27 protein-coding genes and 1 tRNA gene are annotated in these 26,408 nt (G+C 65.2%); 12 read left to right on the top strand and 16 right to left on the bottom strand.

Translation table 11 applies throughout. From position 1 onward, the window contains the following. The first annotated feature begins 2 nt into the window (after nt 1-2). Nucleotides 3-1,241: an amidohydrolase family protein gene (locus tag WEB52_08295; GenBank protein MEX2226434.1), complete on the top strand. Its 1,239-nt coding sequence runs from the start codon at nt 3-5 to the stop codon at nt 1,239-1,241. Nucleotides 1,242-1,337: 96 nt separating this feature from the next. Here WEB52_08295 and WEB52_08300 read toward each other — a convergent pair whose 3' ends face one another. The 4 genes from WEB52_08300 to WEB52_08315 all read right to left on the bottom strand — a co-directional run bounded on the left by WEB52_08300 (nt 1,338) and on the right by WEB52_08315 (nt 5,914). Further along, nucleotides 1,338-1,760: a hypothetical protein gene (locus WEB52_08300; protein MEX2226435.1), complete on the bottom strand. Its 423-nt coding sequence runs from the start codon at nt 1,758-1,760 to the stop codon at nt 1,338-1,340. Between the two features lie 352 nt (nt 1,761-2,112). Continuing rightward, nucleotides 2,113-2,763, bottom strand: coding sequence for a hypothetical protein (locus tag WEB52_08305; GenBank protein ID MEX2226436.1), 651 nt, complete (start codon nt 2,761-2,763; stop codon nt 2,113-2,115). Nucleotides 2,764-2,801: 38 nt separating this feature from the next. After that, on the bottom strand, nt 2,802-5,195 hold the full coding sequence (locus tag WEB52_08310; protein ID MEX2226437.1) for an EAL domain-containing protein: 2,394 nt from the start codon (nt 5,193-5,195) through the stop codon (nt 2,802-2,804). Further along, nucleotides 5,192-5,914: a hypothetical protein gene (locus WEB52_08315; GenBank protein MEX2226438.1), complete on the bottom strand. Its 723-nt coding sequence runs from the start codon at nt 5,912-5,914 to the stop codon at nt 5,192-5,194. The genes WEB52_08310 and WEB52_08315 overlap by 4 nt, the downstream gene beginning before the upstream one ends. Before the next feature lie 109 nt (nt 5,915-6,023). On the opposite strand from WEB52_08315, the gene WEB52_08320 reads away from it, so the two are divergent. From WEB52_08320 to WEB52_08345, 6 genes are read left to right on the top strand one after another with little or no spacing between them, the layout of a single operon-like run. Beyond that, nucleotides 6,024-7,313: an MFS transporter gene (locus tag WEB52_08320; protein ID MEX2226439.1), complete on the top strand. Its 1,290-nt coding sequence runs from the start codon at nt 6,024-6,026 to the stop codon at nt 7,311-7,313. 48 nt (nt 7,314-7,361) lie between these two features. Beyond that, entirely contained in the window at nt 7,362-7,946 is a 585-nt protein-coding gene (locus tag WEB52_08325) for a hypothetical protein (GenBank protein MEX2226440.1), read from the top strand. Next, nucleotides 7,931-8,560 carry a hypothetical protein gene (locus WEB52_08330; protein MEX2226441.1) on the top strand — a complete coding sequence of 210 codons (630 nt, stop codon included), beginning with the start codon at nt 7,931-7,933 and terminating at the stop codon, nt 8,558-8,560. Before WEB52_08325 ends, WEB52_08330 begins: the two co-directional genes overlap by 16 nt. Further along, nucleotides 8,557-9,447 carry a pilus assembly protein PilM gene (gene pilM, locus WEB52_08335; GenBank protein MEX2226442.1) on the top strand — a complete coding sequence of 297 codons (891 nt, stop codon included), beginning with the start codon at nt 8,557-8,559 and terminating at the stop codon, nt 9,445-9,447. The genes WEB52_08330 and pilM overlap by 4 nt, the downstream gene beginning before the upstream one ends. Further along, nucleotides 9,444-10,007: a hypothetical protein gene (locus tag WEB52_08340; GenBank protein MEX2226443.1), complete on the top strand. Its 564-nt coding sequence runs from the start codon at nt 9,444-9,446 to the stop codon at nt 10,005-10,007. The genes pilM and WEB52_08340 overlap by 4 nt, the downstream gene beginning before the upstream one ends. Further along, nucleotides 10,004-11,080: a type IV pilus twitching motility protein PilT gene (locus WEB52_08345; GenBank protein MEX2226444.1), complete on the top strand. Its 1,077-nt coding sequence runs from the start codon at nt 10,004-10,006 to the stop codon at nt 11,078-11,080. The genes WEB52_08340 and WEB52_08345 overlap by 4 nt, the downstream gene beginning before the upstream one ends. Nucleotides 11,081-11,198: 118 nt before the next feature. Here WEB52_08345 and WEB52_08350 read toward each other — a convergent pair whose 3' ends face one another. The 8 genes from WEB52_08350 to WEB52_08385 form a co-directional block, all read right to left on the bottom strand. After that, on the bottom strand, nt 11,199-12,386 hold the full coding sequence (locus WEB52_08350) for an LLM class flavin-dependent oxidoreductase (GenBank protein MEX2226445.1): 1,188 nt from the start codon (nt 12,384-12,386) through the stop codon (nt 11,199-11,201). A 144-nt stretch (nt 12,387-12,530) separates the two neighbouring features. Then, a complete protein-coding gene (locus WEB52_08355) occupies nt 12,531-13,466 on the bottom strand; it encodes a DMT family transporter (GenBank protein ID MEX2226446.1) in 936 nt (311 codons plus the stop codon). Nucleotides 13,467-13,585: 119 nt separating this feature from the next. Then, nucleotides 13,586-13,662, bottom strand: a tRNA-Pro gene (locus WEB52_08360). Between the two features lie 297 nt (nt 13,663-13,959). Continuing rightward, entirely contained in the window at nt 13,960-14,847 is an 888-nt protein-coding gene (locus tag WEB52_08365) for an HNH endonuclease family protein (protein ID MEX2226447.1), read from the bottom strand. After that, nucleotides 14,826-15,629 carry a DUF262 domain-containing protein gene (locus WEB52_08370; GenBank protein ID MEX2226448.1) on the bottom strand — a complete coding sequence of 268 codons (804 nt, stop codon included), beginning with the start codon at nt 15,627-15,629 and terminating at the stop codon, nt 14,826-14,828. Before WEB52_08370 ends, WEB52_08365 begins: the two co-directional genes overlap by 22 nt. A gap of 26 nt (nt 15,630-15,655) precedes the next feature. Continuing rightward, nucleotides 15,656-16,609, bottom strand: a complete 954-nt coding sequence (locus WEB52_08375; protein MEX2226449.1) for a hypothetical protein — start codon at nt 16,607-16,609, stop codon at nt 15,656-15,658. A 218-nt stretch (nt 16,610-16,827) separates the two neighbouring features. Beyond that, nucleotides 16,828-17,235, bottom strand: coding sequence for a DUF1801 domain-containing protein (locus WEB52_08380; GenBank protein ID MEX2226450.1), 408 nt, complete (start codon nt 17,233-17,235; stop codon nt 16,828-16,830). A gap of 49 nt (nt 17,236-17,284) precedes the next feature. Then, complete coding sequence (locus tag WEB52_08385) at nt 17,285-17,719, bottom strand: nuclear transport factor 2 family protein (protein ID MEX2226451.1); 435 nt, start codon at nt 17,717-17,719, stop codon at nt 17,285-17,287. 268 nt (nt 17,720-17,987) lie between these two features. On the opposite strand from WEB52_08385, the gene WEB52_08390 reads away from it, so the two are divergent. Both WEB52_08390 and WEB52_08395 read left to right on the top strand, forming a co-directional pair. Then, nucleotides 17,988-18,272 carry a DinB family protein gene (locus tag WEB52_08390; protein ID MEX2226452.1) on the top strand — a complete coding sequence of 95 codons (285 nt, stop codon included), beginning with the start codon at nt 17,988-17,990 and terminating at the stop codon, nt 18,270-18,272. Between the two features lie 143 nt (nt 18,273-18,415). After that, on the top strand, nt 18,416-18,943 hold the full coding sequence (locus tag WEB52_08395; protein MEX2226453.1) for a DinB family protein: 528 nt from the start codon (nt 18,416-18,418) through the stop codon (nt 18,941-18,943). Between the two features lie 69 nt (nt 18,944-19,012). Here WEB52_08395 and WEB52_08400 read toward each other — a convergent pair whose 3' ends face one another. From WEB52_08400 to WEB52_08410, 3 genes are all read right to left on the bottom strand, one after another. Continuing rightward, on the bottom strand, nt 19,013-19,849 hold the full coding sequence (locus WEB52_08400; protein ID MEX2226454.1) for a hypothetical protein: 837 nt from the start codon (nt 19,847-19,849) through the stop codon (nt 19,013-19,015). A 554-nt stretch (nt 19,850-20,403) separates the two neighbouring features. Continuing rightward, nucleotides 20,404-21,381 (bottom strand): amidohydrolase family protein, encoded by a 978-nt coding sequence (locus WEB52_08405; protein ID MEX2226455.1) that lies wholly within the window; start codon nt 21,379-21,381, stop codon nt 20,404-20,406. Between the two features lie 390 nt (nt 21,382-21,771). Further along, nucleotides 21,772-22,959, bottom strand: a complete 1,188-nt coding sequence (locus WEB52_08410) for a CoA transferase (GenBank protein ID MEX2226456.1) — start codon at nt 22,957-22,959, stop codon at nt 21,772-21,774. Between the two features lie 105 nt (nt 22,960-23,064). Between WEB52_08410 and WEB52_08415 the strand changes: the two genes are divergently transcribed. Genes WEB52_08415 through WEB52_08425 form a run of 3 tightly spaced genes read left to right on the top strand, consistent with a single transcriptional unit; the run spans nt 23,065 to nt 25,518 of the window. Beyond that, entirely contained in the window at nt 23,065-23,892 is an 828-nt protein-coding gene (locus WEB52_08415; GenBank protein ID MEX2226457.1) for a DNA-formamidopyrimidine glycosylase family protein, read from the top strand. A 7-nt stretch (nt 23,893-23,899) separates the two neighbouring features. Next, nucleotides 23,900-25,057: an N-acetylglucosamine-6-phosphate deacetylase gene (gene nagA / locus WEB52_08420; protein MEX2226458.1), complete on the top strand. Its 1,158-nt coding sequence runs from the start codon at nt 23,900-23,902 to the stop codon at nt 25,055-25,057. 2 nt (nt 25,058-25,059) lie between these two features. Continuing rightward, nucleotides 25,060-25,518: a hypothetical protein gene (locus tag WEB52_08425; GenBank protein MEX2226459.1), complete on the top strand. Its 459-nt coding sequence runs from the start codon at nt 25,060-25,062 to the stop codon at nt 25,516-25,518. On the opposite strand, the gene WEB52_08430 is transcribed toward WEB52_08425, so the two are convergent. After that, a complete protein-coding gene (locus tag WEB52_08430; protein ID MEX2226460.1) occupies nt 25,509-25,967 on the bottom strand; it encodes a VOC family protein in 459 nt (152 codons plus the stop codon). The genes WEB52_08425 and WEB52_08430 overlap by 10 nt on opposite strands. Between the last annotated feature and the right edge of the window lie 441 nt (nt 25,968-26,408).

Genomic DNA, 26,408 nt, shown 5'->3' on the forward strand with positions numbered 1-26,408 from the left:
AAGTGACGGCAGCGATCACCAATGCGACGCCGATCGATGGCACCGGCGCCGATCCGGTGCGCAACGCGACTATCGTCATCGACGAGGAGCGGATCACCCAGATCGGCGGCGGCGTAAAGGCGCCGCGTGACGCCACCGTGATCGACGCGGGCGGCCGCACGGTGATGCCGGGCATGATCGACTCTCACGTACACCTGTATGGCCGCGTGCAGGCGCTCCAGGAGCGGATGCTCACGCCGCCAAGCCTGCAGTTGTTTTACGGTGCGCAGAACGCCCGTCGCACGCTCGACGCCGGCATCACCACCGCGCGCGACGCTTCGGGCTCGCCGCAGGGGTTCAAGATGGCGATCGAGCGCGGGCTGATCCCCGGGCCACGGCTGCGGATCTCCGTCTCAGCGCTGTCGCAGACGGGCGGTCACGGCGACGGCACCATGCCTTCGGGCGTGAACCCGGGCGGTATCGGCGGCACGCGCGGTCCGGAGTGGCCCGAGACCGTCGTCGACGGGGCGGAGGAAGTGCGCGTCGCCGTGCGGAGGCTGTTGCGGGCCGGCGCAGACTTCATCAAGCTCTGCTCGACGGGCGGCGTGATGTCGCCCGCCGATGAGCCCACGCACACGCAGTTCACGCCGGAAGAGATCGCCGTCATGGTCCACGAGGCGCGCTCGCAGGGGAAGACCTGCATGGCGCACGCGCAGGGCACCGAGGGCATCAAGAACGCTATCCGCGCGGGCGTGGAATCGATCGAGCACGGGATCTACGTGGACGACGAAGCGATCGACATGATGAAGCGCGCGAAGACGTTCCTCGTGCCAACGCTCGTCGCGCCGGTGTGGGTGCTGCGACATTCAGAACGATCGCCGGGCAGCGTGCTGCCGCAGTCGGTGCGCAAGACCAAGCTCGTGATGGAAGACCACAAGCGCAACATCGCCCACGCGATCGAGTCGGGCGCGCGTGTTGCCATGGGCACGGACAGCGGCGTCGGGCGGCATGGCTCGAACGCCGAGGAGCTTCAGCTCATGGTCGAGTGCGGCATGACGCCGATGCAGGCGATCGTCTCGGCGACGAAGACGGCGAGCGAGTGCGTGCACATGCAGGCGGACGTCGGGACGCTCGAGCCGGGCAAGTACGCCGACCTGCTGATCATCGATGGCGACCCGCTCGACGACATCAAGATCTTGCAGGAGCCGAGCCGGATCGCTCTGATCATGCAGGGCGGGCGCGTGCACAAGGAGATGACGTAGCCATGGCGGCGCTTCTCGACGAGCGCCTGGTCCGCGACCTGTGCGGCTGGATCGAGGCCCATATCGCGCGCTGGTGAGCGCCGCCCGCGGGCCGTCCTACTCGCCGGCCAGTTCGCGGCGCAGCTTCCTGCGGGCGGCGCTTGCGCGCGCGCTGTCGCTATTAGACATGGGCAAGCGTTCGATGCGGCGGCGCAGGGCGCGGCGCTGCTTCGGCGTGAGCGATCCGAACACCATCTTCACCGTCTGCATGATCTCGAAGCTCTCGTCGGGCGCTTCTCCGACCTGCGCGGCCGCTTCGAGCGGCACGTAGGCGAGCTTGCGTTTGCCGCCGCGGGCAAAGGTCCCGTATCGCCGCGCCGCATCGATGGCCTCGCGGCGGATGGCGAGCACGTCGCCGGGTTTGCCGTCGCGCCAGGTGGCAAGTGCGATGTCCTGCGCTGCATCTTCGATCCAGAACTCCGGCACGCCCATGGCGCGCGCTACGGCACGATAGTACGTCGGGTCGCGCTGCTCCTTCATGCTTCCCTCAGATCCAGGCTCCCCCATGAACCTGTGTACTGCGGGGCGTCAGCTATGTGCGCACGCGCCGCTGGGCGTGCGTTCGGGGCGCAGCATCACCTCAGGCGCGTGCGCGTAACCGTGCTGGCGGGTGACTTCGTGTCGGACGGTGACGAACCGTCGAGAGAGGCAGCCGCGCGAATGTGCGGCCGTGCCGAGGAAGAGTTCCCCGCGATCCACCCCCATGGACGCCCAGCGTCCTATCCCCTTCCTCGGAGACGTGACGACTATGCCATGGAGCCGTTAAACGGCTTTGCGATAAATCTGAACGATCTGTTAACCGCGTTGCGAGATCGCCTTCCAATCTGCGGATTTAACGCGCTTCGGCCGTATCCAGCAGGATGCCGAGCGCGACCGCGATACGGCGGTCGAAGCGCCGCGACGCGTCTTCGCGCAGGTTCAGCACGTACTTGTCGCCGAGGCCGATCTTCCGGTCAAAGGAGCCGATCTTCGTTTCGTTCGGGCCGTCCGACGCGAGGATGTGGAAGTCGGTCTTGATCACGAAGCCGAGCAGCGCGACGAAGGGGATCCAGTCGACGACGCGGCGCACGACGGACATAAACGCAGAATCCTCGAGCGCGCGCGCGATCAGGTTGCCGTCCGGATCTTCGATGTTCCAGGCGCGGCGGAACAGCGCCTTGATGTTGTCGCGCCGGAGACGCGCGATCGTCGCGCCGGAAGCATCGACCAGCGTGTATTCGCGGCGCCGGAACTCGTAGCCATGGTCCTGCTTGAGCGTGAGCACGGGCTCGCCGCCGGATTCGTCTTCGAAGAAGCTGATGTCGGCGCGCCGTCCGAACAGTCGCATGACGGGCCGCTCGACATAGAACAGCGGCTCACCGGCCTCGCCGTACACGAAGTACTTGGATTTCCCCAGCGAGAGGTGCTTCTGGTTGACGAGGAAGACGTCGCGGTCGAGCTTGTAGCCGCTCAGTGAGCTTGCCGGCGCGAATTCTGCGGTCATGATGGAACCTCCCCGCGGAGTCTACACGTAAGACTCCGTCATGCTGCCAAGGCGCCCGTTTTTGCGATCACGGACGCAAGCGGGCCGGGCTCGGCAATGTAGAACCCCTGCCCGTGGTCGACGCCGTATTCCCGTAACAGTCGCAACGTTTCTTCGTCGGCGACGAACTCCGCGATTGTGCGCTTGCCGAGACCGCGCGCCACGCCGACGATCGCCCGCACGAGGTGCTGGTCGACCGTGTTATGGCTGAGGTCGCGGATGAAGCTGCCATCGATCTTCAGGTAGTCGACGGGCAGATGCTTGAGGTGCGAGAAAGACGAGAAGCCGACGCCGAAGTCATCGAGGGCGAATCCACAGCCCATGCCGCGCAGGGCCCGGAGAAATTTTTGCGCTTCGTCGATGTTCGCGATGGCGGCAGTTTCCGTCACTTCGAGTACGAGGCGCGACGGGTCGATCTTCGTCGCGCGCAGCTCCCTCTGGATCATCGGCAGCAACTCCGGGTCGGCGAATGCCTTGCCGGAGAGATTGACCTCCAGGCGGACGCCGCTGGCGGCGACTTCGGATCCGGCCAGCAGTTCGATGGCACGCCTCACCACCCAGCGGTCGATGTCCTGGATGAGCCCGGTGCGCTCCGCCGTCTCCAGGAACATGCCGGGCAACACGAGTTCGGAGCCATCCGTCATGCGGAGCAGCAGCTCGAACTGCGTGATCTCGCCGCGCGACAGGTCGAGGATGGGCTGCGCGTGCAGTACGAAGCGGTCGTTCTCGAGCGCCTCGCGGATTCTCTGATACCAGCCGATGCGCGATTCGATCTGCGCCTGCCAGTCGGCCCCCGGGACGAAGACGCTGTAGCGATTGCGGCCGTCGTCCTTTACGCGGTACATCGCGAGGTCGGCGCGCGAGAGCAGTTCGCCGGCGCTCGTACCGTGCTCGGGGAAGAGCGCGACGCCGATGCTGGCGCTGATCCGCAGGGGCGAGCCGCCGACCATGAACGTGAAGTTGCGGATCGCATCGAGCAGGTCGGCGGCGATGCTGCGCGCGTGCTCCGGCTGCGTGTGCGGCAGCAAGATGGCGAACTCGTCGCCGCCGAGACGCGCCACGACATCCGTGCGGCGCAGGCGCTCGCGAAGCAAGGAGGCGAGACCGGTGAGCAGTTCATCGCCTGAGCGATGGCCGCGACTGTCGTTGACGTCCTTGAACTGGTCGAGGTCCATGAACAGCAGCGCGCCCTGGATCCCGTAACGCTCGGACTCGCGGAGCTGGCGCTCGACTTCTTCATCGAACCGGCGACGGTTGAAGAGGCTGGTCAGCGGATCGTGGTTCGCCAGGTGGATGAGCTGCTCCTCGAACCGCTTCCGCTCGCTGATGTCACGCGCGATCGTCGAGAACCGCTCGACGGTGCCATTCGCGAACCGGTGAGCGAGCGTGACCTGCGATACCGGTATTTCCAGGCCATCGGGGCTCAGGTACGCGGATTCGCCGACCCATGCACCGTCGGTAGTGGCACCGGGGATAACCTCCCGTTCAAGCAGGTCGCGTGCCCAGTCCGGGCGCCGCTCGAGCATATTCGTGTCGGTGATATCGCCTTCATTCGAGAGCCCGAGCATGCGGCAGCCCGCCGTGTTCAAGTAGAGGTGCTGGCCGCCGGCGTCGGCGATGGAGACGAGGTCCGTCGTGGCTTCGATGATGGCGGTAAGTTGGGCGCGTTCTTCGTCGGTGCGCTTCTGCTCCGTGATGTCGTGCGCCACGACGAGCACCGCGTCGCCATCGGCGAACGTGAGGTCGTGTTCGAGCAGCAGCACATCGACGATGCGGCCGTCGCTCAGGCGGTGCCGTTGTCCGTTCGATTTCGCATCGGCGCTCGCGCCGGTGACGCCGGCCGGGGCGTCCGCGCGCACGTCGTCCTCCGTCATCGCGAGGAACTGATCGCGCGAGTAGCCGTAGTGGGCGATCGCCGCTTCGTTGACCTCGAGGAAGCGTTTGGCGCGGCGCTCAAAGACGAACATGGGGTGCGGGTTGTCAGCGAACAGCAGGCGGAAGTTCTTGACGCTGCGCCTGAGTTCCTCTTCGGCGCGCTTGCGGTGCGTGACGTCGCGGAAGCTCCACACGCGCCCGGCGACGGAGCCGTCGCGGAGCAGCGGCCGCGAGTAGCGCTCGAACTCGCGGCCGTCCTTGAACGCGACGCTGTCGAGACTCTCCGAATCGCTGCTGTACAGCTCCCGCACCTTGGCGCGCCACTGCTCCGGATCGAGCACCTGGCTGACGACATGATCGATCAGCGCATCGTCATCACCGGCTGCGATGAGTTCGTCGGGCAATCGCCACATCTCGGCGAAGCGACGATTCGCGAAGGCGACCTTGCCATCGCTGTCGACGACGAGGATGCCATCGGCGGTGGACTCGATGGTCGACTTGAGGAGTTCTTCGCTCACGCTGAGCGCGCTGTTCGCCTGCTCGAGCGCGGCGGTACGGTGCGGACGCGCTCTTCGAGGTGGGCGTTGACGCGCTCGACGGCGAGGTGGGCGCGCTCGAGCTTCTCCTGCACGTCGATGGCGCTATCGCGCTCGCGGCGGATCTGGTGACCGACCCAGTTGATCCAGAGATACGTGCTGAAGAACACACCGACGCCACCGATGATGGTCGTCGCGACGAAGCGTGGATCCGAGTAGCGCAGGGAATCCTGGTCGAGGAATACGTAATGCGGGATCGTCCCTGTCCCATCGAGCAGCGCGAGTGCGACGAACGACGCCGCGGCGCCGGCGGTGTAGAAGAAGCCGCGTCGCAGGTCGAGGAACGTGTTCGTGAAGATCAGCCCGAAGACGTACGCGAATGATCCCAGCCACGTGATTCCGCCCAGGAAGTACACGATGGTCGTGTGAAACAAGATTTCGGCGGCAAGCATGAAATAGTGGGCGGCGCGGATCATGCCCTCGGAGTCGAGCAGCTTCACGACGCGCAGATAGGCGACGAAGAACACGGCCTCGGCGGCGAGCACCGCAAGGAAGGGGAGCGGCATCGGGATGCGCGCTACCCAGAGGCAACCCCACAGGACGATGAACAGCCCGACGATCGCGAGGCGCGCGAGGGCCTGCGGCGTCTGCTCACGCCGTGCCGTCTCAAGCCTGCTGAGGGCTTGCCTCTGCTCGGTCACGATTGCTCCCTGTCCGCGGAGTATCGACGCGTTCGCATATGTACTTAATGAGGGTTCTTTCCGAGCGGAACGGCGCCGCACGGCGCACCCGCTGGCGCGGCGCTGCGGCTTGACTGATAGTGAATTCGTGATCCCGATGTTCCGCCGCTGGTCGGCCAGCACCTTCGACGCCCTGCAGAATCGCGGTTACCGGACGCTCTGGCTCGGGTCGATGCTCGCGTTCGTGGCCTTTTTTATGTCGACTATCGCCCAGAGCGCCGTCGCCTTCGACCTTACGGGGAACAACCGCGACGTCGGCGCCGTCGTGTTCGGGCAGGGCATCGCGATGGTGCTGCTGGCGCCGTTCGGGGGCGCGCTCGCCGACCGCATGTCGAAGCGCATGCTGCTCGTGGTGTCGCAGGCGGTGATCGGCGCCGTCTTCTTCGTCACAGGCGTGCTGATCGGCCTCGACGCGATCTCGATCCTCGCGCTGAGCGTTGGGTCGTTCGTCATCGGCACGATGTTCTCGCTGCTGGGGCCGGCGCGTCAGGCATACGTCGGGTACCTGGTCGAAGCGGATCGCCGGGGTAACGCCGTCGCCCTGCAGCAGGTGGCGCTCAACGCAGGGCGCGTCGGAGGGCCATTCCTGGCGGCGGCGCTGCTCGCCGTGCCATTCATCGATGCGACGGGCACGTATCTCGTCATGGGCGTCATGTACCTGGCGGCGATGGTGACGCTGGCGCTGCTCCCGGCAGCGCCCAGTCGCGCCGGCGGCGAGGGCATCGGCCTGATGGAGGACGTGTTGATCGGCATGCGCTACGTGGCAAACAATCCGCGGTTGCGGGCGCTGGTGCTGCAGTTCGTGTTCGTGATGCTCGCAGGCTTTCCATTCATCGCGATCATGCCCGCATTCGTCGAGAACAGCCTCGGCTCGGACACCTCGACGTTCGGACTGCTGATGGGGATCATGGCGATCGGCGGCTTAATCGCGAGCCTGCTCGTCGCGCAGATCGCGGACTCGACACGGGCGCCACAGGTGATCGTCGCCGGTTGCGTCGGATTCGGGGTGTCGCTGATCTTGACGGGCATGGCGCCGACGGTCCTGATCGCGGCGGTCGCGATGTTCGTGGTGGGACTGACGAGCGGTGCGTTCCAGACGCTGAACAACGCCGTCATTGTGCGCGAGGCATCGACGGAGTACTACGGGCGGGTGATGTCGCTGACGATGATGGCATTCGCTGGATTTGGCGTGATCGCGCTGCCGATCGGCTTCCTCGCGGACGCAGTGGGCGAGCGGCCGACGCTGATCGCGATGGGCATCGCGGTCTGCATCGTGACGGCGATCATGGCATCGGCGACGTTTCGCGTGCTCAACGACCGGCAGACGTTCACGGAAGAAGCGACGGCAGCGGGAAGTTAGCGCTTGCAGCCGCTGCGCGGTGCCAGTACCGGATCGCGGGCGGCGAGCGTGGTAGGCACGCGAGCGCAGGAGCGCTACAGCATGGACGCCGGCATCGAGTGGTCAGGGTGGCGCCTAATGGCCGACCCGCGGTTGACCACCGACACTTCATTCACGGACACGCCGCTGCAGCCGTTCCCCGCGACGTTGAACGGGATGGCGTTTCCCCAGACGGAGATCCGTTATGTAGCGTCTGCGGGCGGCATCGAGGTGCAGAGTCCGGCCTGGCAGAACGGAGGTGGTGACCGGTGCTACACCTTCTCGGCCTCCGAGGCGGGCACGCTCTCCGCGCGCATCAGCGTCGATGCGGGTCAGGTGTGGGTTGCCGTGCTGCCGGCGGCCGCGGCGTGCGTGCTGCCCCCGGGCGCCGAGCCCGTGTTCGGCGGTTCGCCGTACGGCGTCGACTTGTCGCTGGGCGCGGCGGGCGATCAGCAGTTGCTGATCAGCACCGCCGCGGCAACGGACGGCACGATCGAGCTTTCTGTGCCGGCGGCGACGTACGAGGCGCGTTCGATCATCGGCAGCCGCAGCACGATTGCGCGGCTGATCGCGGGATATAGCGGGGTGAGGGTGATTTCGTGGCAACTCAACTGACGCGCCGCAGTTTCCTCTCGTCGCTTTCGGACGACAAGCCGGTGCTGCGGATCCCGGTACATTACATGCTCGCGATCGCGGCGGCGAGCATCGCAATCGTGTACACGTCGCTGTTCGCGGCCATCTACAACGCCGGTCGCGATGAGGCCGCCGCCGAGCGGCTCTACGCCGACACGCTGACACTGATCGAAGCGCCGCCGTCTGAATTGGAAGCGCTGAAGGCCGAACTCGCCGCCGCAAACGCCTCGCTCAAGCAGGCCGAGGCATTGATGGAGCCCAGCACGATCGATGCCGCGTCGGATGCGGCGACGGCGTTGCTCGTCAGGCGCGCGCAGGCCTCGGGCGTCAGTGTGACGGGCGTGGCGCGCATCGATCCGTCGCAGATGAAATCGGAGACGGCGACCTACGACGTACAGGCGATCCGGATCACCGTCGATGGCAGCACGGGTAGCATCGGTGACTTTCTGAACCAGATGCACACCGCCGACCCCGCGATGATCGCCACGCTTACGTCGTTGGAGATGCATGCGTCCGGCGGCGCGCAAGCTGACATTGTCTTCAGCGTGTACACCGCGATCGATGATGCGACGCCCGTCGCGGGAGCGGCGCCATGAACCTGCGTGAGATCTTGCGGCGGCGTGTGCTGACTATTGCCTTCCACGAGCGCGATGTGCGCTGGACCGCTGGCGCGCATGGGCGCATCGACACGATCGGATCAGCGCCGCTGCCCGAGCACCTCGTGCGCGACGCCGTGATCACCGATCCGGTGAGCGCGGGGGCAATCCTGCGCGCAGTGCCGGGGCCCCCGGCGGGCCGCATGATGCGTGTGATCGTCGCGGTCCCGGCGCAACGCTCGCTCTTTCGACAGATCGACGTGCCGGCGGTGAAGGGCGCGCAACTCGACGAAGTCATCGAACGCGAGATCCGGCGCGAGATGCCGATGCTGGCGGACAACGCACGCGTGAGCTGGGCGATCGGGGCGGAGCACGAGGGTAAGACGCGGGTGTTCGTCGCCGGCGCGCCGCGGGATGTGCTCGATTCGCACGTCGCGGCGGTGCGTGCGGCCGGCCTGGCGCCGGACGCGGTTGACCTGCGCGTGATCGCCGCCTCGCGCGCGATCGGCGCGAGCGACGCGGTGGTCGCGAACGTCGAAGACGGCGAGATCGAGATCGCCATCATTCGCGACGGGATCCCGCTGGTCATACGTCACGTCGCGATGGCGCCGCAAGACGACGAGGCATGGAAGGACCAGATGGCGGCGGAACTGGCGCGCACGCTCAAGTTCTATTGCGACTCGCATCGAGACGATGACATCGTCCCGTCGCTGCCGATCTCATTTGTCGGCGGCGCGGCGCGGCGCGCGATCCTGGCCGAGCAAGTCACGCTTTCCACGGGGCACGAAGTCGCCATGCCGCCGCTTCGCGTCTCCGTCGATCCGGAGGACCAGTCCGTGCGCTTCGCGGCGAACATCGGGCTGGCACTGAAGGAGGTGGCAGCGTGAGCGGGCAGGCGACGGCGATCGTAGACCTCAACCTTCTGCCGGCGTCGGAACGACCGACGGAGGTCTCCGGCCGCGCGGCGGCGATCGCGGCGGTGTTCTTGCTGGCGATCAGCGGTCTCGTGCCGCTCGCAATCCACGCGCAAAACATCGAGGCGCGGGCCGCGACGATGCAGCACCGGTCAGAGGAGGCGCAGAAACACCTGAAGAGCCTCGAATTGGAGTTCATACAGGCGCGCGCGCGCAGCATCGAGATCGACGAGGCAACGAAGAACGCCGCGTCGCTCACGGCCGAGCGTCACGCGCTGCAGCAAGGCCAGCGTCCGTTGCACGAAGAACTCTCGATGGTATTCGGCTGGGGGTTCCTGCCCTCCGGCGCGCGCATCACGCACCTGGTGGGCGAGCCGAACGCGCTGCGCGTCGAAGGCGTGGCTGCGGGCCCGCTCGACGCGATCGCCTATGCGGAGACACTTGCCGGAGCGGGCGGATTTCCTTCCGCGCGCCTGGCTTCGTTCGCGCCGGCGGCGGGCGGCGGCGTGTTTTCGATCGAGGTCGCGCGATGACGCTTCACGATCTGTTGATCTGGATGGTGTCCGAGAATGCCTCGGACTTGCACCTTGCGTCGGGCACGCCGCCCGTCATGCGCCGGAACGGCGCGCTGCAAGCGCACCCGACGGCGGCGCCGCTCACGCCGGATGCGTTGGCGACCGCGCTCGAGGCGATCACGTCGGAAAGCGAGCGTGTACGGCTCGACGCGCAGCGCGAACTCGACAAGGGGCTCGACGTGGACGGGATCGGCAGGTTCCGCGTCAACGTGGCGTACGAACGCGGGTCGCTGTACTTCTCGTTTCGGCTGGTGAACAGCCGCATCGCCTCCATCGAGGAGCTGTCGCTGCCGCGCGTGTGCGACCGCCTGACGCAGCTTCCACGCGGGCTTGTGCTCGTCACCGGGCCCACCGGCAGCGGCAAATCGACGACGCTCGCCGCGATGATCGACCGCATCAATGAGCGCGATGCGCGCCACATCGTGACCGTCGAAGATCCGATCGAGTACCTGCACGGCAACAAGCGAAGCATCATCAATCAGCGCGAAGTCGGCAGCGACACACGGTCGTTCGGCGAAGCTCTTCGTCATGTGCTCCGGCAGGATCCCGATGTGATCCTGATCGGTGAGATGCGCGACCTGGACACGATGGCATCGGCGATCACCGCGGCGGAGACCGGGCACCTCGTATTCGCGACGTTGCACACACCCGATGCGCCGCAGACGATCGACCGCATCATCGACTCGTTTCCCAGTGACCAGCAACAGCAGATCCGATTGCAGCTCTCGATGGTGCTGGAGGCCGTGATCTCGCAGGTGCTGGTGCCGGCCGCAAGTGGCGACGGGCGGATCGCCGTTTGCGAGGTGATGCTCGGCACGCCGGCGATCCGCAATCTCGTGCGGGAAGCCAAGTCGCACCAGATATCGACCACGATCGCGACCGGCGCGGCGCTCGGCATGCGCACGCTCGACCAGGCGCTGGCGGAACTCGTCGCGAGCATGGCGATCACGCGCGAGGAGGCGCTGGGGCAGGCGCGCGTGCCGGCGGAACTGGAGCGGCTGCTCGCCGGGCGGCCGTCGATCGCGGCGTAGTGATCTGGCAGCACAAGCGCTACGTGCAGCCGCCGATCCTCGCGGGGGGCGATCCGCCGCGTACGGCACATGAAACCACTTCCGTACATCGACACATGTCGTGCGCGTGTGATTTCGGCTAGCGCGCGCCTTCGAAGCGCGGCAGCACCTTGCGCGCGAAGAGGTCGATCGACCGCATGATGTTCGCGTGCGGGACGAGGCCGTTGTACGTCCACGCGAACAGCCACTGCACCGGCGTGTCCGCGACGAGACGTTCGAGCGAGCGCGTGACCGTGTCGACGCTGCCGACGAGCAGCATGCCGCGCTCGATCATCTCCTGCGGCGTCAGGCGGTCGGTGCGCCCCGGCTCGACGAGCACGTCGCCGAAGTGGAACGGCGAGAACCACGCCGCGCCGCAGAACGCGCCGCCGCGGCTCCAGAGCTCCAGCGCTTCTTCGTCCGTATCGGCGACGAGGACGTCGCGCAGCACGCCGAGGCCTTCGCCCGTTTCGAGCGCGCGGCCGTGCGCCAGCGCCTCCTCGCGATACGACGCATAGAGCTGGTCCTGCAGCGCGAGGTACATCGGCGGCAGGACGGCGGTGACGCCTTCGCGGGCGCACCAGCGGATAGTGCTCTCGCTCGATGCGAAGGGCTGGAAGATCGGCGGGTGCGGCTTCTGCAGCGGCTTCGGCACGACGCCGACCTGCGTGACGACGCCGTCTTCGACGCCGCCGCCCCACAGCCGCGTCGCCTCGATGTCCCACGGCGTGCCTTCGGCGGGAATGCGCCAGTAGCGCCCCTGGAAGTCGAGCATGTCCTCGGTCCAGCACTTCTTGATGATGCGGAAGTGCTCTTCGAACGCCTCGCGGTTCGCCGCATCGATGGCGTCGTGCTGGCCGGGCGTCGCGCCGTGGATGCCGTGCAATTGCTGCGCCATCGTGTCGACCCAGCGGCGCTGGTAGCCGCGCGCGAAGCCGGCATTCGCGCGACCGCCGCTCATATGGTCGAGCATGGCGATGTCTTCGGCGACGCGGATCGGGTTGTGCGCGGGCAGCACGACGCCAAGCTGCCCGACGCGAATGCGCTTCGTCTGCATGGCGACGAACAGGTCGAGCATCACCGGGTTGTTCGACAGCTCGAAGCCTTCGACGTGGAAGTGATGCTCGGTGAAGGAGATGGAATCGTACGCGAGGTCGTCGGCGGCCTGCGCCTGTTCGCGCAGTTCGTCGAGCATGCGCTCGTAGAGGTCGCCGCGCAGGCCCGCCATGCCCTGCTCGATCTCGGCGCGCGAGCCGATGGACGGGAGATAGAAGAGGCTGGTGCGCATGGCGTCCTCGATACAACAGGCGGTCCGCGGTCACATCATGGCGCAGGCGCGTGGTTGGGGGAACGGTCAACGGCAAACAGCAAACAGCAAAGATGGGCGGATATCGAGAACAGACAACAGACAACAGAGTGGTTGAGACTGCAGTCATTCGGCGGCGATGGCGGCGGGGACCATGACGTCCTCCGGCTCGGCGGGGGGACGGCGCCATACCATCGCGCCGATGGCGACGAGCGTCACCGACGCGCCGGCGATCTGCACGGGCCCGAGCGGCTCATCGATCATGAGCCACGCCGAGACGGCGGCGACGACCGGCACGCCCAGCAGCAACAGCGACGACACGGAGACGTCGACGAAGCGATGCGTCCAGCCGATCACCATCTGCCCGAGCGTGCCCGAGATGAGCGCGAAGAACAGCACGATCAGCACATCGCGGACGTCGAGACCGCCGAGGCTGCCGGGGCGCGCGAGCACGGCGGGCGTGGCGACGACCGTCGCGACGAGGTGCACGAGGGCCATGTAGCCGAGCGTGCCGCTCGTCGCGCGCACGCGCTTCGTGATCAGAAAGTAGGCGGTGAACGTCAGCACGGCGAGCACGGCGAGGAAGTCGCCGAGGATGTTCCATTCAGGCGTGCCGGCCGACCCGAGAATGACGATGGCGACGCCGGCGATGGCGAGCGCGACGCACGTGATCTCGCGGCGGCTCACCGTCTCGCCGAACCAACGTCCGGCGACCACGAGCACGATCGCGGGCTGCAGCGCGCCGATGAGCGTCGCGTTGGCGACGGTGGTGAGCTTGATCGAGAGCACGAAGAGGATGACGTTGACGCCGAAGAGCGCGCCGCCGAGCACGGCGAGCCGCCACGACGGCGTGCGCAGCGTCGTCCCGGTCGCGCGGACGACGACGAGCAACACGACGGCGCCGATCGAGAGGCGGTAGAACGCGAGCGCCGGGCCATCGAGCGATGCGGTCTTGATGACCGGGCTGACGATGCCCCACGTCAGCACCGTCGCGAAGATCGCCGCGAGCGGCAGCGACTCGCCGGGTGCGTTGACGGCGTTGCGCCAGGTGGAGGCTCTCACGGGACTTCCCTCTCGTCGCCAATGAAACAGCGATGCCCGGGCGCCGCTCGCAGCGCCGAAGCGACGTTCTGCCGGACCCGGGAATCGGGGTTCGAGGACCGTCTACGGGCGAATGGAGATGGTCGGGGCGACAGGATTTGAACCTGCGACCTCCTGACCCCCAGTCAGGTGCGCTACCGGGCTGCGCTACGCCCCGCCCAGAGTGGGGATCGTAGCATGGGGCTGGTGGCCTCTCAAACGCTGGGGTGTAGCGCTCACCAGGTCCATGACTTTACCTTGCGATTGCCTTTTGACTCGGCGGGTCGTTGCACCCACGCTGGACGACCGAAGGTCGATGGAGGAACGAACATCGACCTTTCTGCCTAGCGGCGAGCGATCCCGGCTTTCAGTAGGCGTACTCGACTGGTAGTCAGTGAGCATGGTGAGTTAGTCGAGCTGACGGATCATCTGATTGACACACATGATCCGAGCGCACGCCGGCTGCGGAACGTTGTCAGTCCAGACGCCAAATCGCCAGCGCGGTCTTAGCCAGGTCGGCTTGCCGTGCGTTGATTTCATCAATCGACCATTGGTCGCGGCCCGCAATTTCTTGCGTGAGCACCAGGTCAGACTTTGCTAGCTCCGGTTTCTTCGCGGCGAAATTCTTGTTCTTGATCGACATATTGATTGGTGCCGCCAACAAGGTGAGGTTGCCGAGCCGGTTTATGATGTTGTTGTGGTTTGGCCACTTGGGGGCGTCCGGAGCACGCGGATACACATGTTCGACGTGAACCTTCGCCGGCGTCTCAACCGTCAACTCGCGAGTGCGTCGTTTCTGCAATTCAAGTTCCTTCAACACGTAACGGGCGCTCGCCTGCCTCGACACCTGGGCGGTACTGAACGACTGTTCGAATTCCGTGTCGGAGGGAGCAAATACCTTGATGCGTGCTGACGCTGCGGCGAAATCGCGCTTGTCGCGCAGGTCCTTAGCAAGGGAGTAGGCTTCGGTTTCGAGGCGACTGTTCTCGAGAGAACCTATCACGTTGTGGCGTACGTATAGCGAGGTCAGACATCTTAACAACGATCTCAGCTGTCCTTCTGCGGGGTCTGCTTCGTAGGCGCTGATGATCGCGGGGAGCAAGAGCTTGGCGCCGAGCGTCTGAATCGAGGAGAGAAGATTTGACACCTCGACATCAGGCTCTTTGCTCGCGTCTTTCCCCGCCAGCACATCTCGGTAGAGGATTGCCGTCTGCTGTAACTCGCGGGAGAAGTCGAGGGAGCTGATGTTCTCATTTAAGATCGTGAGTTTCATCGCGCGATACAGTGATCTGGTCTTGACATCACCGTGGTGGGACAGCCAATAGTGCCGGAGGAATTCGTTCACATCACCGACCTCGGACACTTCGAGAATGTCTCTCCAGCACTCGATGATGGTGTCTCGATCGGTCTCGATGGCGCGGCGGAGAAGCAGGCTGCGGGAGAAGGTCGGGCGTTTGACAGGCCGATTCCGCGGTCGTTGAGCGTTTCGAAAACTGTCGCGGCGCTATCTTCGTCTAGCGATGAGACGACGACGACTGACATGTGATCTGTTAGGACCTGTCGAATCCGCAATGCCCAATCTTTCGCCGGCTCTCCGCGACCAAGCTTGGTGTATTGCTCTTCAAACTTAGTTGTGAAGTAGTCACGCGCGTGCTTGATGAGTTTGTGGGAGTAATACTCGGGCGCGATGGCGTCCGGCTGCCCGTCTTGAATGGCGATGCGAAAGAACTCGCGATCAAAGACGCTCAGAGTAACCGTGTAGCGGTTCTCCTTACTTGCGTCGTCATAATCGACGATGTATTTCTGCCGGAGGCGCGTCGATGCATTTTGGTCGTACTCAACGAGGTACGAAGCAATAACTGAGAGAAGAATCGTTGCAGTAGCAAGACGCTGCTGTCCATCGAGTAACAGGTTTGTATTCTTGTCGTCCTCGACGAGCACCATGGAGCCGAGGAAATATTCGTGCTTGTTCAGATTCTGGCCGGGGTGCTGGTCAGAAAATACGACCAGGTCCGTCCAAAATTGCTCCACCTGAGTGCTTTCCCAGCTGTAATCGCGTTGCCATTGAGGGACCTCGATCTTGGCGCTCGTCGTTGTGAGGATCTCGCCAAGGGCTCTCTTGCCCGCGTTGTACTGGTCGGTCATGAATTTTCACCAAACTGCTGATTCGTTCACCGACGTCGGTGGGCACTCACAAGGACAACGATATTCGATGCGGCGAGATGCAGGGCGTAGGCTGCCAGGTAGTCTGGCACGGCGACCGGCGTGGCTCCTTGTCCGTGCGCTCCTTGCTTGTTCCGAATGGTGGGCAAGCCGCTTTCTAGTAAAGACCGCAATGCCGTGAATTGGCTCGTCAACTCGACTGGAATCAGCCCGTTCTTGAATACGAGATCAATCAGCCCTTGGGCGGTTACGTTTGGCTGGTAGCGCCATCCGCGATTGTCGCAGATGGTCTTCATCGTGCTTTCGAAGGACTTCAGCGCCTCGTTGATGGCTTCTTTGTAACGGCCGGCGCGATAGTGCTCATGCGCCTTCAAGAACTCCTGGCTGGCGCCGCGGAAAGCGGCGTCGTGTAGGAGCCTGATGGCCGGGGTCACGACCTCGCCGTGGATGAACTGCGAATCGATGCGGATCAACTGGCCATTCTCGAATCGATAGCCGATGGCGTGCTCTCGAAAACGGATGTTGAGTTCCGCAATCGCCTCAATTGGAGACTGCGTGACGTTGAAGTCATGCCGTTGGAAAGCGCTGGCCGCGGAAGACCATCGCTCCCACGCGATGGGAATCGCTTGAAACGTCAGCTCTATCAAGTCGAGCGCAGGAAGGGTCTCCGCCTTGAGAAGGAAGTTCTGACACTGCAAGAACGGATCCTGTCCCGAGCGTGGATCCAGCTCAAATACGCCCTGCTCCCTTGCGAACGCGTTATGGATCTCGACCCAAGCAATCGAGCACGGGGCCGAGCCCAAATAGCGGTCGGGAGCCACGAAGGGCCCGATTGACGCCACCCAGATATGGCAAACCTGTACGCGGAACGCGATCGGCAGTTTGTCGTACTGGTAAACGTCGGCCTTTCCGGCACTGGCAGCCCGAGCAAGCCGTTTCGAGAGCGTGTCTAAAATCGCCATGGCGGAAACGGTCCCCCTTTCGGGACCGTGCAGAATAGTACCTAACCTGAGGGAAACTTCGATGGGGTGTAGCTTGCAAGCACCGCGTTAGCGCTGCGGTAGCCCCCAGTCAAGTGCGCCACATGGGCGGTTCTACGCCCCGCCCAGAGTGAGGATCGTAGCAGAGGCGTGAAGCCGCTTCAACGAAGCGGTTATCGAATACATCGCCGCCTTATCGCTCAGGACTTCGCTTTCTTCGAAGGTTTCGCCTTGCCCGCGATCGCTTCGCGAACGAGCGCCTTGAAGGCGGACGCGTCGACTTCTTCGCCTTCGCGGATGTCGATCGCGCGGCGTGTGTTTCCGTCGAGACTCGAGTTGAAGAGACGGGCCGGATCCTTCAGGGACGCGCCCCTGGCGAAGGTAAGCTTCACGACATTCTTGTAGGATTCGCCCGTACAGATGATGCCGTCGTGCGACCAAATCGGCGTGCCAATCCACTTCCATTCCTCGACGACGTCCGGGTCTGCTTGCTTGATGAGCTTGCGCATTCTGCTGAGGGTTTCCCCGCGCCAGTCCCCGAGTTCGGCGATTCTCTTCGAGATGAGCTCCGATGCCGGCTGGCCCTGGCTCGCGCCCGGCTTTTTCATGTTCTCATCCTAGAAGTGCCAGAAATACGGTGCGCGCCCTCATCGCGGCTCAGGCGGGTTGAGCGGCTTCCGGTTCCGGCAACAAACCGAGCTGACGCAGCAGCGTCGCAGAGTCGAAGTAGACGTCATCCTGCGCGATCAACCCATCGGCGCCGAACGTGAAATGCGAGCAGCCGAGCAGCCCCTCCACGCGGCGGTGGGTCGGCGGGATGCCCATCCACTCTCCCACGTTGGTTCCGGTCATCGTCCATTCGAGCCACACGTGCTCGCCGCATTCGTACAGTCCGCGGGGCTCGAGCGTGTAGTCCAACGCGCGCCAGACCACCTCCCTCCCGGCCTGGATCTGCTCGCGGCCCTCGTTGACCTCACCGGTCGCGACCACGCGCAGCACGCCGTCCCGGGCGAAGCAGGCGGCAAAGCCGGCCGCGTCGTGGCGGTTGTAGACCGCGAGCATACGCTCAACGGTTTCCTTCAGATCACTCATCGCCTCGTCCTCCTGGTAAGCACGTGCAAAGGTGTTCGCTAACGCAGATAACGTCCGACTTCCTGCCGTCGCCACACATAGGCGAGCACTGCGTTCGCGCCGGAGTAGCCCGCGGTCAGGTGCGCGACCGCGGCGGGCCACGCCCGACCCAGACCCGATCATATCACGGCAAACGCTTGGTTGTTCGGACCGAATTTGTGTCGAACGGTGCCAGGTGGCGGGCGCTGGTAGGCTTCGTCGATCGCGCGGTGAGTGAGTGGACGGCGGCATGAGCCAGCAGGACGTCGCGGCGCTGGTGTCGGAGGTTGACCGGGCGCGGGGGCGGCTCCGCGCGCTGCTGCGCTCGAAGAATCCGGGTGCGCTCGCGAGGCGGCCGGCTAACGGTGACTGGTCGATCATCGAGAACGTGCGGCATCTGCTGTTCGCGGAGCAGGCGCACCTCGGGCGGTTCCTGGCGGGCGGCTTCGAGTGGAGTCCTGCGGGTATGAGGCGCCGGACGAGCAATGAGGCGTCGGTGCCCGGGTTGTCGGTGGTCGGAACTGGCGTTACTTGAGCACGACGTGGGGATAGCGTCGACAAGGCAAACTTCGATGCTACGTGACCGTTGCGACATAGTAGCCGTTCGTCGTCGATGGAGCGGGCCGTGCGTGGGCGGGATATTGCATTGCAACCGCCGCCGCCTGTAGGCTCCCGCGTATGACTCGCATCGCCATCGAAACGCTCGTCGCGCAGATGGAGGCCGCCTATCGCGGCGACCCGTTCCATGCGCTGCGCAAGAACGTCGAGAGCGTGCGGCCCGAAGAATGGAGCGTGCGCCCGGCGAGCTGGAGCGTCGACGAGTTCGGGACGCAGCCGGAGCTTTCGATCTGTGACATCACGCTGCACGTCGCGGGCGCGAAGTTCATGTACGCCGACCGCGCGTTCGGCGATGCGTCGCTCGAGTGGGGCGATATCAGGCTGCCGCCGCTGGATATGAAGCCGGTGCTCGACTGGCTGGACGAGGGCCACCGCTTGCTCGCGGGAGGCCTCGCCGCGCTCGAAGACGACGCGGAGTTGAGCGTCGAGCGCCCGGCGCCGTGGCGCCTGCCGATGCGTCGCGCGCAACTGATGAGCATCGTGATGAACCACGACCTCTATCACTCGGGAGAGATCAACCGGCAACGCGCACTGCTTCGCGGTGCGGAGGGGTGGGAGCGCGCGGGCGATGCGCACGGATCAGGATGAGCGGGCTGTTCGTCTTTCCGGTTATTCGACCTTTGCCTGAGCGCGCGCTAGACCGATCGCGCCAGCGGGCTACGCGAGCACGCGTCCGCCAATGACAATGGCGAGCCCTGCCGTGGTGACCATCGCAAACTCGAGGAGCACCGCGCGGTCGAGGTGGTCGGCGAGGTAATGCGAGATGACGCCCGTCGTGAGGTAGAAGACGAGCAGGATGAAGACGCCCGCCAGGAAGCCTTCGAGCGGGATGAAGTACAACACCCACCGCGCTTCGCCGACGATGACGCCGATGACGGCGGCAAACACGAGCGCGCGGATCGGATCGGCCTCGGCCTCGCGAAAGATCTCGATCGAGAGCAGCATGCTGATCATGCCGACGGTGAACGCGGCGGGCAGCAGGTCGACGTCGAAGCCGTACACAACCGCATAGAAGCCGAATGCGGTGAGATACGTGATGACGTTGAGTGCGAAGCGCGCCATCGGGAACTGCGCGTGTTCCGGCTCGACGGACAAATGCTCGGCATAGAGCGCGCTCGCCATCAGCACGGTCGCGCCGAGGACCGCCGGGATCTGCCAGTAGCCAAGGATGACATCTTCAAGAAAGAGCCCCGCCGAAAGCGTGAACAACACCGGCACGAAGAGATACGGCGCCGTATCGGCGATCGTGTGAAACTGCGCGCGCGGATGCGATCGGATGATGCCATCGGCGCCGAGTCCGACGATGGCGGTGAGCGCGAGGAGGATCCACGGCCGCACCGGATCGAGCGAGATGAACATCGCCAGGCCGATGCCGAAGACGATGGCGAGAAGCGGGATGCGCCCGGCGCGGGATGCACCCCGGGTCTGCTGCAGGCCAGACGATCCATCGTGGAGTGGCGGGACGCTCCGCTCGAGCGTAGGAGATGTAGCCATAGGAAGGTGCCTCGACGACGTGCGAGCGTCCCGGGAGGGGACGAACCGAGCCGTCCAGCGACAGGCGATCTTAACCGTGGCTTCGAACAGGTGTCAAACTGGTGGTTGGTCGCTGGTGGGTGGCTGGGAAGCTTTGGACACAGATTGGCACAGATGTACGTCCGCAGGACTCGGGCGGGGGCGGGAAATGACTCGTCCGCAGATGTAGCCGATGGGACCGATGTTGGGACGACTGGGAGTGGCTCGTCCGCAGATGTAACAGATGGGACAGATGTTGGGACGACTGGGATCGGCGTCCGCAGGCAACAGATAAAGAAAGGCTGTTGTTGATCGACTATGACGCGGCTTGCCCGTACAACTTGTGGCGCGTGAATGGGCGGAGAGATCCCTCGCTGCGGCTCGGGATGACGGCGTTCCGGGGCGTGCCGACGCGGGATACGGTATCCGCAGATGTGACAGATGAGGCAAATGTTGGCCGGTTCTGCGGCGACGGCGGTGCGTGACGACGCATCTCCCGGTTAGACGGGCGCATCACCTGGCAGGTGCGGCGGTGATCAGCGGCGGGGGCGCGATGGCGCGGGCTTTGTTTTCTTTGCGGCGGGCTTTGTTGGTTTTGCACCGTTCGTCGTCACGCGGACCGCTGTCGTGCGCTTGCGGGAGCGTTTCGCCCAGGACGGAGCTTCGAGGCCGTAGATCTCGGCGCCGTTCAGCCACCAGAGGCGCTCGCGGCAGTCGTCGTCGACTTCGAGCAGGTCGAAGATGGTGTCCCATCGGCGCACGTGCTGGCCGATCTTCTCGGGGGCGGTGTCAGAGCCGAAGATCAGCTTCTCGAAGCCGATCTCGTGGCCGATCAGGCGGCGCTCGACGGCGTGCCGTTCGATCATGGTGCCGCCGCTGAAGTCGAAGTAGACGTTGTGGCGCCACCGCGCGACGGACGCCGCCTCGTCGTAGTTGCCGGTGCCGCCGAGGTGGGCGCCAATCAGGCGCAGGCGGGGGAAGTTGTTGGCGATCGTGTCGAGGTGGAAGGGCCGCATGCGCATGGCGGACATGTTGCGCGGCGCCGCCATCTGCTCCCAGCGGCGGTACACGTCACGCGCTTCCTGGCTGCGCCGCGGGTGCGTCAGCGAGTAGTCGAGTCCGCCGCCGATGACGCCCATATGCAGGAGGATCGGCAGGCCCTGCTTCTCGGCTTCCTCGTACATCGGGAAGTAATCTTCGCAGTCGTAGTCGCGCTTGACGCCAATCATCTTCAGCCCGCGGTAGCCGATCCCGACGAGTTCGCGCACCTGCTCGGGGGTGGTGACCTCGGGGTCGACCATGGCGGACGGGATCCACAGATCCTCGTGCTGGCGGGCGTACTTCATCGAATCCTCGTACGACAGCCCGAAGCGGCCCCCGCACAGCAGGTTCGCCTTCGTGACGCCGGCGGCGATCGCATGCTCGTAGAGGTTCTCGACGAGCGGCGCCGGGTCGGCGTCGGGCTTCTCCCAGTTGCGCGGGAAGTGCATGTGGATGTCGAAGATCTTGCGCATCAGTGGTGAGTCCTTCGTAGTCAGTCGCCAGTCGCCGCGATCAGTCTGACATATTGTCGCCTGTGGGCGGGTGAGGTTGCGTTCGGTCTCGTGGTGCGTGAGTCGCGGGCTGAAAGTCTGCGCCACGCCGCGCGTTAGATAGCGCCGGCTTCGCGGAGGGACGATCTGGTTCCGGGAGTAATCGAGGGAGAGGACTTGGTCGCCGCGAGGAGATTCTTCGCTGCGCTTCGCTTGCTCTGAATGACGGGAGCGGCGATTCGGTTGCTCTGAATGACGGGAGCGGCGATTCGGTTGCTCTGAATGACGGGCTCGGCGGGTGGGTGTAGGCGAAGGCGATTGTCGTGATGGAGATTCTTCGCTTCGCTCTGAATGACGGGGCGTCAGTATGCACTAGATGGCGCCGGCTTCGCGGAGGGACGTGATCTGGTCCCAGGAATAGCCTGACGACAGCAGGATCTCCTCGGTGTGCTGGCCGAGTTCGGGCGCGGCGGCCGCGATGTGCGCCGGCGTTTCGCTGAAGCGCCACGGGGCGCCGACGACCTGCGTCGTGCCGTTCGAGGGGTGCTCAACGTCCACGAGGTACCCGTTGGCGAGCGCCTGCGCGTCGGCTGTGAGCTGTTCGTAGTCCTGCACGGGGCCGCAGATCATGTCGTGCGATTCCAGGACGTCGATCCACTCGCGCGTGGTCTTCGCGAGGAACTTATCGTCGAGCAGTTCGTAGAGGACTTCGAGGTTGTTGCGGCGCACGCCTGCGTTGACGAAGCGATCGTCGTGCTCCAACTCCGGCATGCCGACGGCCTGGCAGAACGCCGGCCATCGATCGTCACCGACGCCGCCGACGACCGCCCAGCCGTCGGAGGTCTGGAACGTGCGCCAGATCGTCGGCAGGTAGGAGTGGCCGCGGCCGCCGCGGTTCGGTTTGCGGCTGAGGATGAAGTACTGCAATTCCCACGCCTGCGCCGCGATCTGCGTGCCGAACAGCGACGTATCGATGCGCTGGCCGGCGCCGGTGGTCTTGCGCGCGTAGAGCGCGGCGGTGACGGCGAGCGCGAGGTTCACAGCGCCGATGTAGTCGGCGATCGCGACGCCGGCCGGCAGCGGGCCGCCGTCTTTCTCGCCGGTGACCGACATGAGGCCGCCGCGCGCCTGGGCGGCGATGTCGAAGGCGGGATGTTCGGCCTTCGGGCCAGCGGGGCCCCAACCGGAGGCGTGCGCGTAGATGATCGTCTCGTTTAGCGGGCGTAGATCGTCGTAGCCCAGACCGAGGCGCTCCATGACGCCGGGGCGGAAGTTGTGCACCATCACGTCCATCCGCGGGATGAGCGTGCGGACGACGTCGCGCGCCGCTTCGATCTTGAGATTGAGCGTGATGCTGCGCTTGCCGCGATTGTGCGCGAGGTGATAAGCGCTGAAGCGATTCTCGCCCGTCAATGCCAATACGCGGCCGAGGTCGCCGAAGACAGTCGGCTCGACTTTGATCACGTCGGCGCCCATATCGGCCATGATCAGCGTCGCCTGCGGCCCCTGCTGGAACACTGTGAAGTCGATCACCTTGACGCCGTCGAGCGGACCCGGCATGACAATCCCCTCCTCGTGCTGAGCGATGGAGGCAGCCTACGACAACAACCGCGGCCATGCGAGCGCTCCTATCGGGCGGTCACGGCGCCGTGATACGGTTGCTCCATGCCGGAGATCCCCGACCTGGAAGCCATTCGGTCGTTCTTCAACGAGCGCATCCTCGACGTCGAGATGACCGGCGCGGAGGTGATGATCACGCCGGTCATCCGCACAGGCGCCGCCGACTTCGCGGCGGAACTGACCGGCAACCGCATCACCGGCATTGAGAGGTACGGCAAGTTCCTGCTCTTCGCGCTCGCCGACGACTACGTGATGGTCGTCAATCCGATGCTGACGGGCCGGTTTCTCTACGTGCACCCCTCCGAGAAGAAGAAGGGCAAGCTCGTCTTCACGATCTCTCTCGCGAACGGGATGCAGATCCGGTACGCCGATCAGCGCGTGATGGGAAAGGTGTACGTCGTGGCGGCCGACCAGGTGGCGAGCGTGCCGACGTTCGGCGAGATGGGGCCGGATGCGCTCGCGGTGACGGAAGAGGACTTCCGGAAGCGGATCCGCAAGCACACGGGCGCGATCAAGAACGTACTGACGAACTACAAGTTCATCGCCGGCATCGGCAACGCGTATTCGGACGAGATCCTGTTCCGCGCGCGCATCGACCCGTTTCGGAAACGCAGCGCGATGTCGGACGAGGAGATCGGCGACGTGTACCGCGCGATCGGCGAGACGATGGACTGGGCGATCCCGATCCTGCACGAGCACTTTCGCGACACGCTGCATTACGAAGAGTGGCGCGAACACCTGAAGGTGCACCGCAAAGGCGGCGGCGACCGCAGCAATTCCGACGAGGGGCGTTGTCCGCGTTGCGGCTCGTACCTGGCGCAGATCACGCCGAACGACCGCGTGACGACGTGGTGCCGAACGTGCCAGAAGTGAACCGGCCATGCAGGTAAAGACGTTCGTCAACGCCCGCATCGTGTTCGAGACGCGGATCCACGAAGGCTGCGTGGTCGTCCGTGACGGCGTAATCGGCGGCGTGCACATCGGCGCCTGCCCGATCCCGCACGACGCGGAGGTCATCGACTGCGGCGGGCGCTATCTCGCGCCGGGGCTGATCGACGTACACGTGCACGGCGGCGGCGGACACTCGCTGATGACGGACGACCCGGACGAAGTACGCGCGTACGCGCGGTGGGCCGCGCGGCGCGGCGTCACGGGGTTCCTGGTCAGCACGTCGGGGCGGGACCACGCGGAGATCGTGCGGCGGCTCGAAGCGCTGGCGCCGGTCGTCGGGTGCGAACCGGGGGCGGCGCGCGTGCTGGGCTTTCATCTCGAAGGCCCGTACATCAATCCGGCGCGGAAAGGCGCGTTCCCGCCGCAATGGCTGCGCGCGCCCGACGTCAACGAGTACTGGGAGCTTGTCGCCGCATCGGACAAGCAGGTGCGGCAGGTGACGCTCGCGCCGGAGTTGCCGGGCGGCGACGCGCTCATCGAGGCTGTGTTGGCATCCGGGGCAGTGGCTGCGATAGGGCACACCGACGCGTCGTACGACGAGGCGATGCACGCGTTCGAGCTGGGCTGCACGCACGTGACGCACTGCTTCAACGCGATGCGGCCGTTCTCGCATCGCGACCCCGGATGTCTCGCCGCGATCATGGCCTCCGACGGCGTCACGGCCGAACTGATCGGCGATGGCGCGCACGTCGATTACGCCGCGGCGAGCGTGCTGCTGCGGGCGAAAGGGGCGCAGGGTATCGTCCTGGTGACGGACGGCATGACGCTCGCGGGCACGGGGGATGGCGAGGCGCAGTGGGAGGGGCAGGCGATCCGCGTCGAGGGGGGCAAGGCGGTGCGCGTCGCCGACAGCACGATCATCGGCGGCGTGATCACCCTCGACCAGACGGTGCGCAACGCCGTTCAGCACCTGGGCGTGCCGCTCCAGACGGCGGTCGCAATGGCCGCGACGCACGCGGCGCGCGCCATGCGGCTTGACATGCGCTACGGCGCGGTCGAGCCGGGGCTGGCCGCGGACTTCGTGTTGCTGGATGATGCACTGAGCGTGCAGGACACCTACGTGGGGGGACAGCTCGTGGGAGGATGACCATGACTGTGCTGTTTCGACCGGTCGCGCCCTCTGACTGGATCCAGATCGGGCGCGTCGCGCATGAAGCGCTTCCGAACGCAGCGGACGACAATCGCGAATGGCTCGACGCGCGTCGCTCTCTTGATGAACTATCGCGCCGCCGCCGGCAGTACGTCGTCCAGGAGGATGGCGCCGTCGTGGGGTACGGCGCGATCGAGGAGGACGTAGACGACGGACGCTGGCGGCTCTTCGTCGTGATGAGCCCCGAGCGGCTCAACGGCGCGCCGGGCAACCAGACGTTCGCTCGAATGCTGTCCGAAGCGCGCGCCGTCGGTGCGGAGACCCTGTGGATGCGCGAAGAAGCGAGCGATCTGGCAATAGCGACGTTCGCGCGCCGCCACGAACTCGTCGAGACGCAGCGCTACACCGCCGGTCCGTTGCCGGTCGTTGTGTACGAGCGGGAGTTGAGTCAGGCGTGATCCTTGGCGTTGCCTTCAGGCGGTTCCGGCAACTGTTCGTAGAGTTGGAATAGGACGCCGCCGGACGCCTTCGGGTGTACGAACATCTCCTTCCAGTCGTAGCTGACGCGCGGCCCGCCGAACGGCTCGATGCCGCTCGCGCGCAGGTCGGACGCCGCGCCGTCGGCGTCGGCGACTTCGAGCGTGACGTGGTGGAGGCCGGGGCCGCGCTCACGCAGGAACTTGGCGATGAAGCTGTCGTCGCCGATCGGCTCCAGGATTTCCCACTGCATCTGGCGCTGGCCGTCGGGGCCGGGCACGTCGAGCACGACGCCGGCGAAGCCCGCCTCGTCGTTGCGGAAGCGGCCGGCTTCCTTCCAACCGAAGATGTCCGTAAAGAAGGGCAATGAGTCGTCGATCTTCCAGACCGCCATGCTGACGTGATCGACGCGCTTGAGTCCGACTGCCAAAGGTACCTCCCCTGATCGCCCCGGGTGAGGGCCATGGATGCGCGTGGCATTGAACCAGCTTTTTCATGCTTGCGGAACCGCGCGCGCGGCCCAAACGCGTGCTACCGCATCGGGAGCCCGGAGCCAGTATCTGCATCAGCCGATGTAGATGTGGTCCGTGCCTCGCTTTCCGTTGACTCGCACCGGAAAAACGACAGGCCGAGCGCGAGAACAACTATTGCAGAGAGCGTGATAACAACGAGCCGGCGCCGGACATTCATCAGTTTGCCTCTTACGCGATCGTCACGATCAGCAGAACTATCGTAAAAAAGGACGACAATGCGAAGGAGACGTACGCGTTCTCACGAGCCCGCTCGCGCGGAGCGCCGGTTCTAGTTGAGCCTTCGTCAACAAGGCTCCACGCGGCAATCCCGATTCCCGAAACAGCGACGGCAACCAAGC

It is taken from the genome of Dehalococcoidia bacterium (genome assembly GCA_040902535.1).
Lineage (GTDB): Bacteria > Chloroflexota > Dehalococcoidia > DSTF01 > JACRBR01 > JBBDXD01.

What these genes read in the sequence shown, in the direction of transcription:
- WEB52_08370 (MEX2226448.1), bottom strand. Translation starts at nt 15,629, where the DNA reads ATGACCGACCAGTACAACGCGGGCAAGAGAGCCCTTGGCGAGATCCTC.
- WEB52_08395 (MEX2226453.1), top strand. Translation starts at nt 18,416, where the DNA reads ATGACTCGCATCGCCATCGAAACGCTCGTCGCGCAGATGGAGGCCGCC.
- WEB52_08375 (MEX2226449.1), bottom strand. Translation starts at nt 16,609, where the DNA reads ATGGCGATTTTAGACACGCTCTCGAAACGGCTTGCTCGGGCTGCCAGT.
- WEB52_08400 (MEX2226454.1), bottom strand. Translation starts at nt 19,849, where the DNA reads ATGGCTACATCTCCTACGCTCGAGCGGAGCGTCCCGCCACTCCACGAT.
- WEB52_08350 (MEX2226445.1), bottom strand. Translation starts at nt 12,386, where the DNA reads ATGCGCACCAGCCTCTTCTATCTCCCGTCCATCGGCTCGCGCGCCGAG.
- WEB52_08425 (MEX2226459.1), top strand. Translation starts at nt 25,060, where the DNA reads ATGACTGTGCTGTTTCGACCGGTCGCGCCCTCTGACTGGATCCAGATC.
- WEB52_08380 (MEX2226450.1), bottom strand. Translation starts at nt 17,235, where the DNA reads ATGAAAAAGCCGGGCGCGAGCCAGGGCCAGCCGGCATCGGAGCTCATC.
- WEB52_08410 (MEX2226456.1), bottom strand. Translation starts at nt 22,959, where the DNA reads ATGCCGGGTCCGCTCGACGGCGTCAAGGTGATCGACTTCACAGTGTTC.
- nagA (MEX2226458.1), top strand. Translation starts at nt 23,900, where the DNA reads ATGCAGGTAAAGACGTTCGTCAACGCCCGCATCGTGTTCGAGACGCGG.
- pilM (MEX2226442.1), top strand. Translation starts at nt 8,557, where the DNA reads ATGAACCTGCGTGAGATCTTGCGGCGGCGTGTGCTGACTATTGCCTTC.
- WEB52_08345 (MEX2226444.1), top strand. Translation starts at nt 10,004, where the DNA reads ATGACGCTTCACGATCTGTTGATCTGGATGGTGTCCGAGAATGCCTCG.
- WEB52_08385 (MEX2226451.1), bottom strand. Translation starts at nt 17,719, where the DNA reads ATGAGTGATCTGAAGGAAACCGTTGAGCGTATGCTCGCGGTCTACAAC.
- WEB52_08405 (MEX2226455.1), bottom strand. Translation starts at nt 21,381, where the DNA reads ATGCGCAAGATCTTCGACATCCACATGCACTTCCCGCGCAACTGGGAG.
- WEB52_08305 (MEX2226436.1), bottom strand. Translation starts at nt 2,763, where the DNA reads ATGACCGCAGAATTCGCGCCGGCAAGCTCACTGAGCGGCTACAAGCTC.
- WEB52_08415 (MEX2226457.1), top strand. Translation starts at nt 23,065, where the DNA reads ATGCCGGAGATCCCCGACCTGGAAGCCATTCGGTCGTTCTTCAACGAG.
- WEB52_08390 (MEX2226452.1), top strand. Translation starts at nt 17,988, where the DNA reads ATGAGCCAGCAGGACGTCGCGGCGCTGGTGTCGGAGGTTGACCGGGCG.
- WEB52_08300 (MEX2226435.1), bottom strand. Translation starts at nt 1,760, where the DNA reads ATGAAGGAGCAGCGCGACCCGACGTACTATCGTGCCGTAGCGCGCGCC.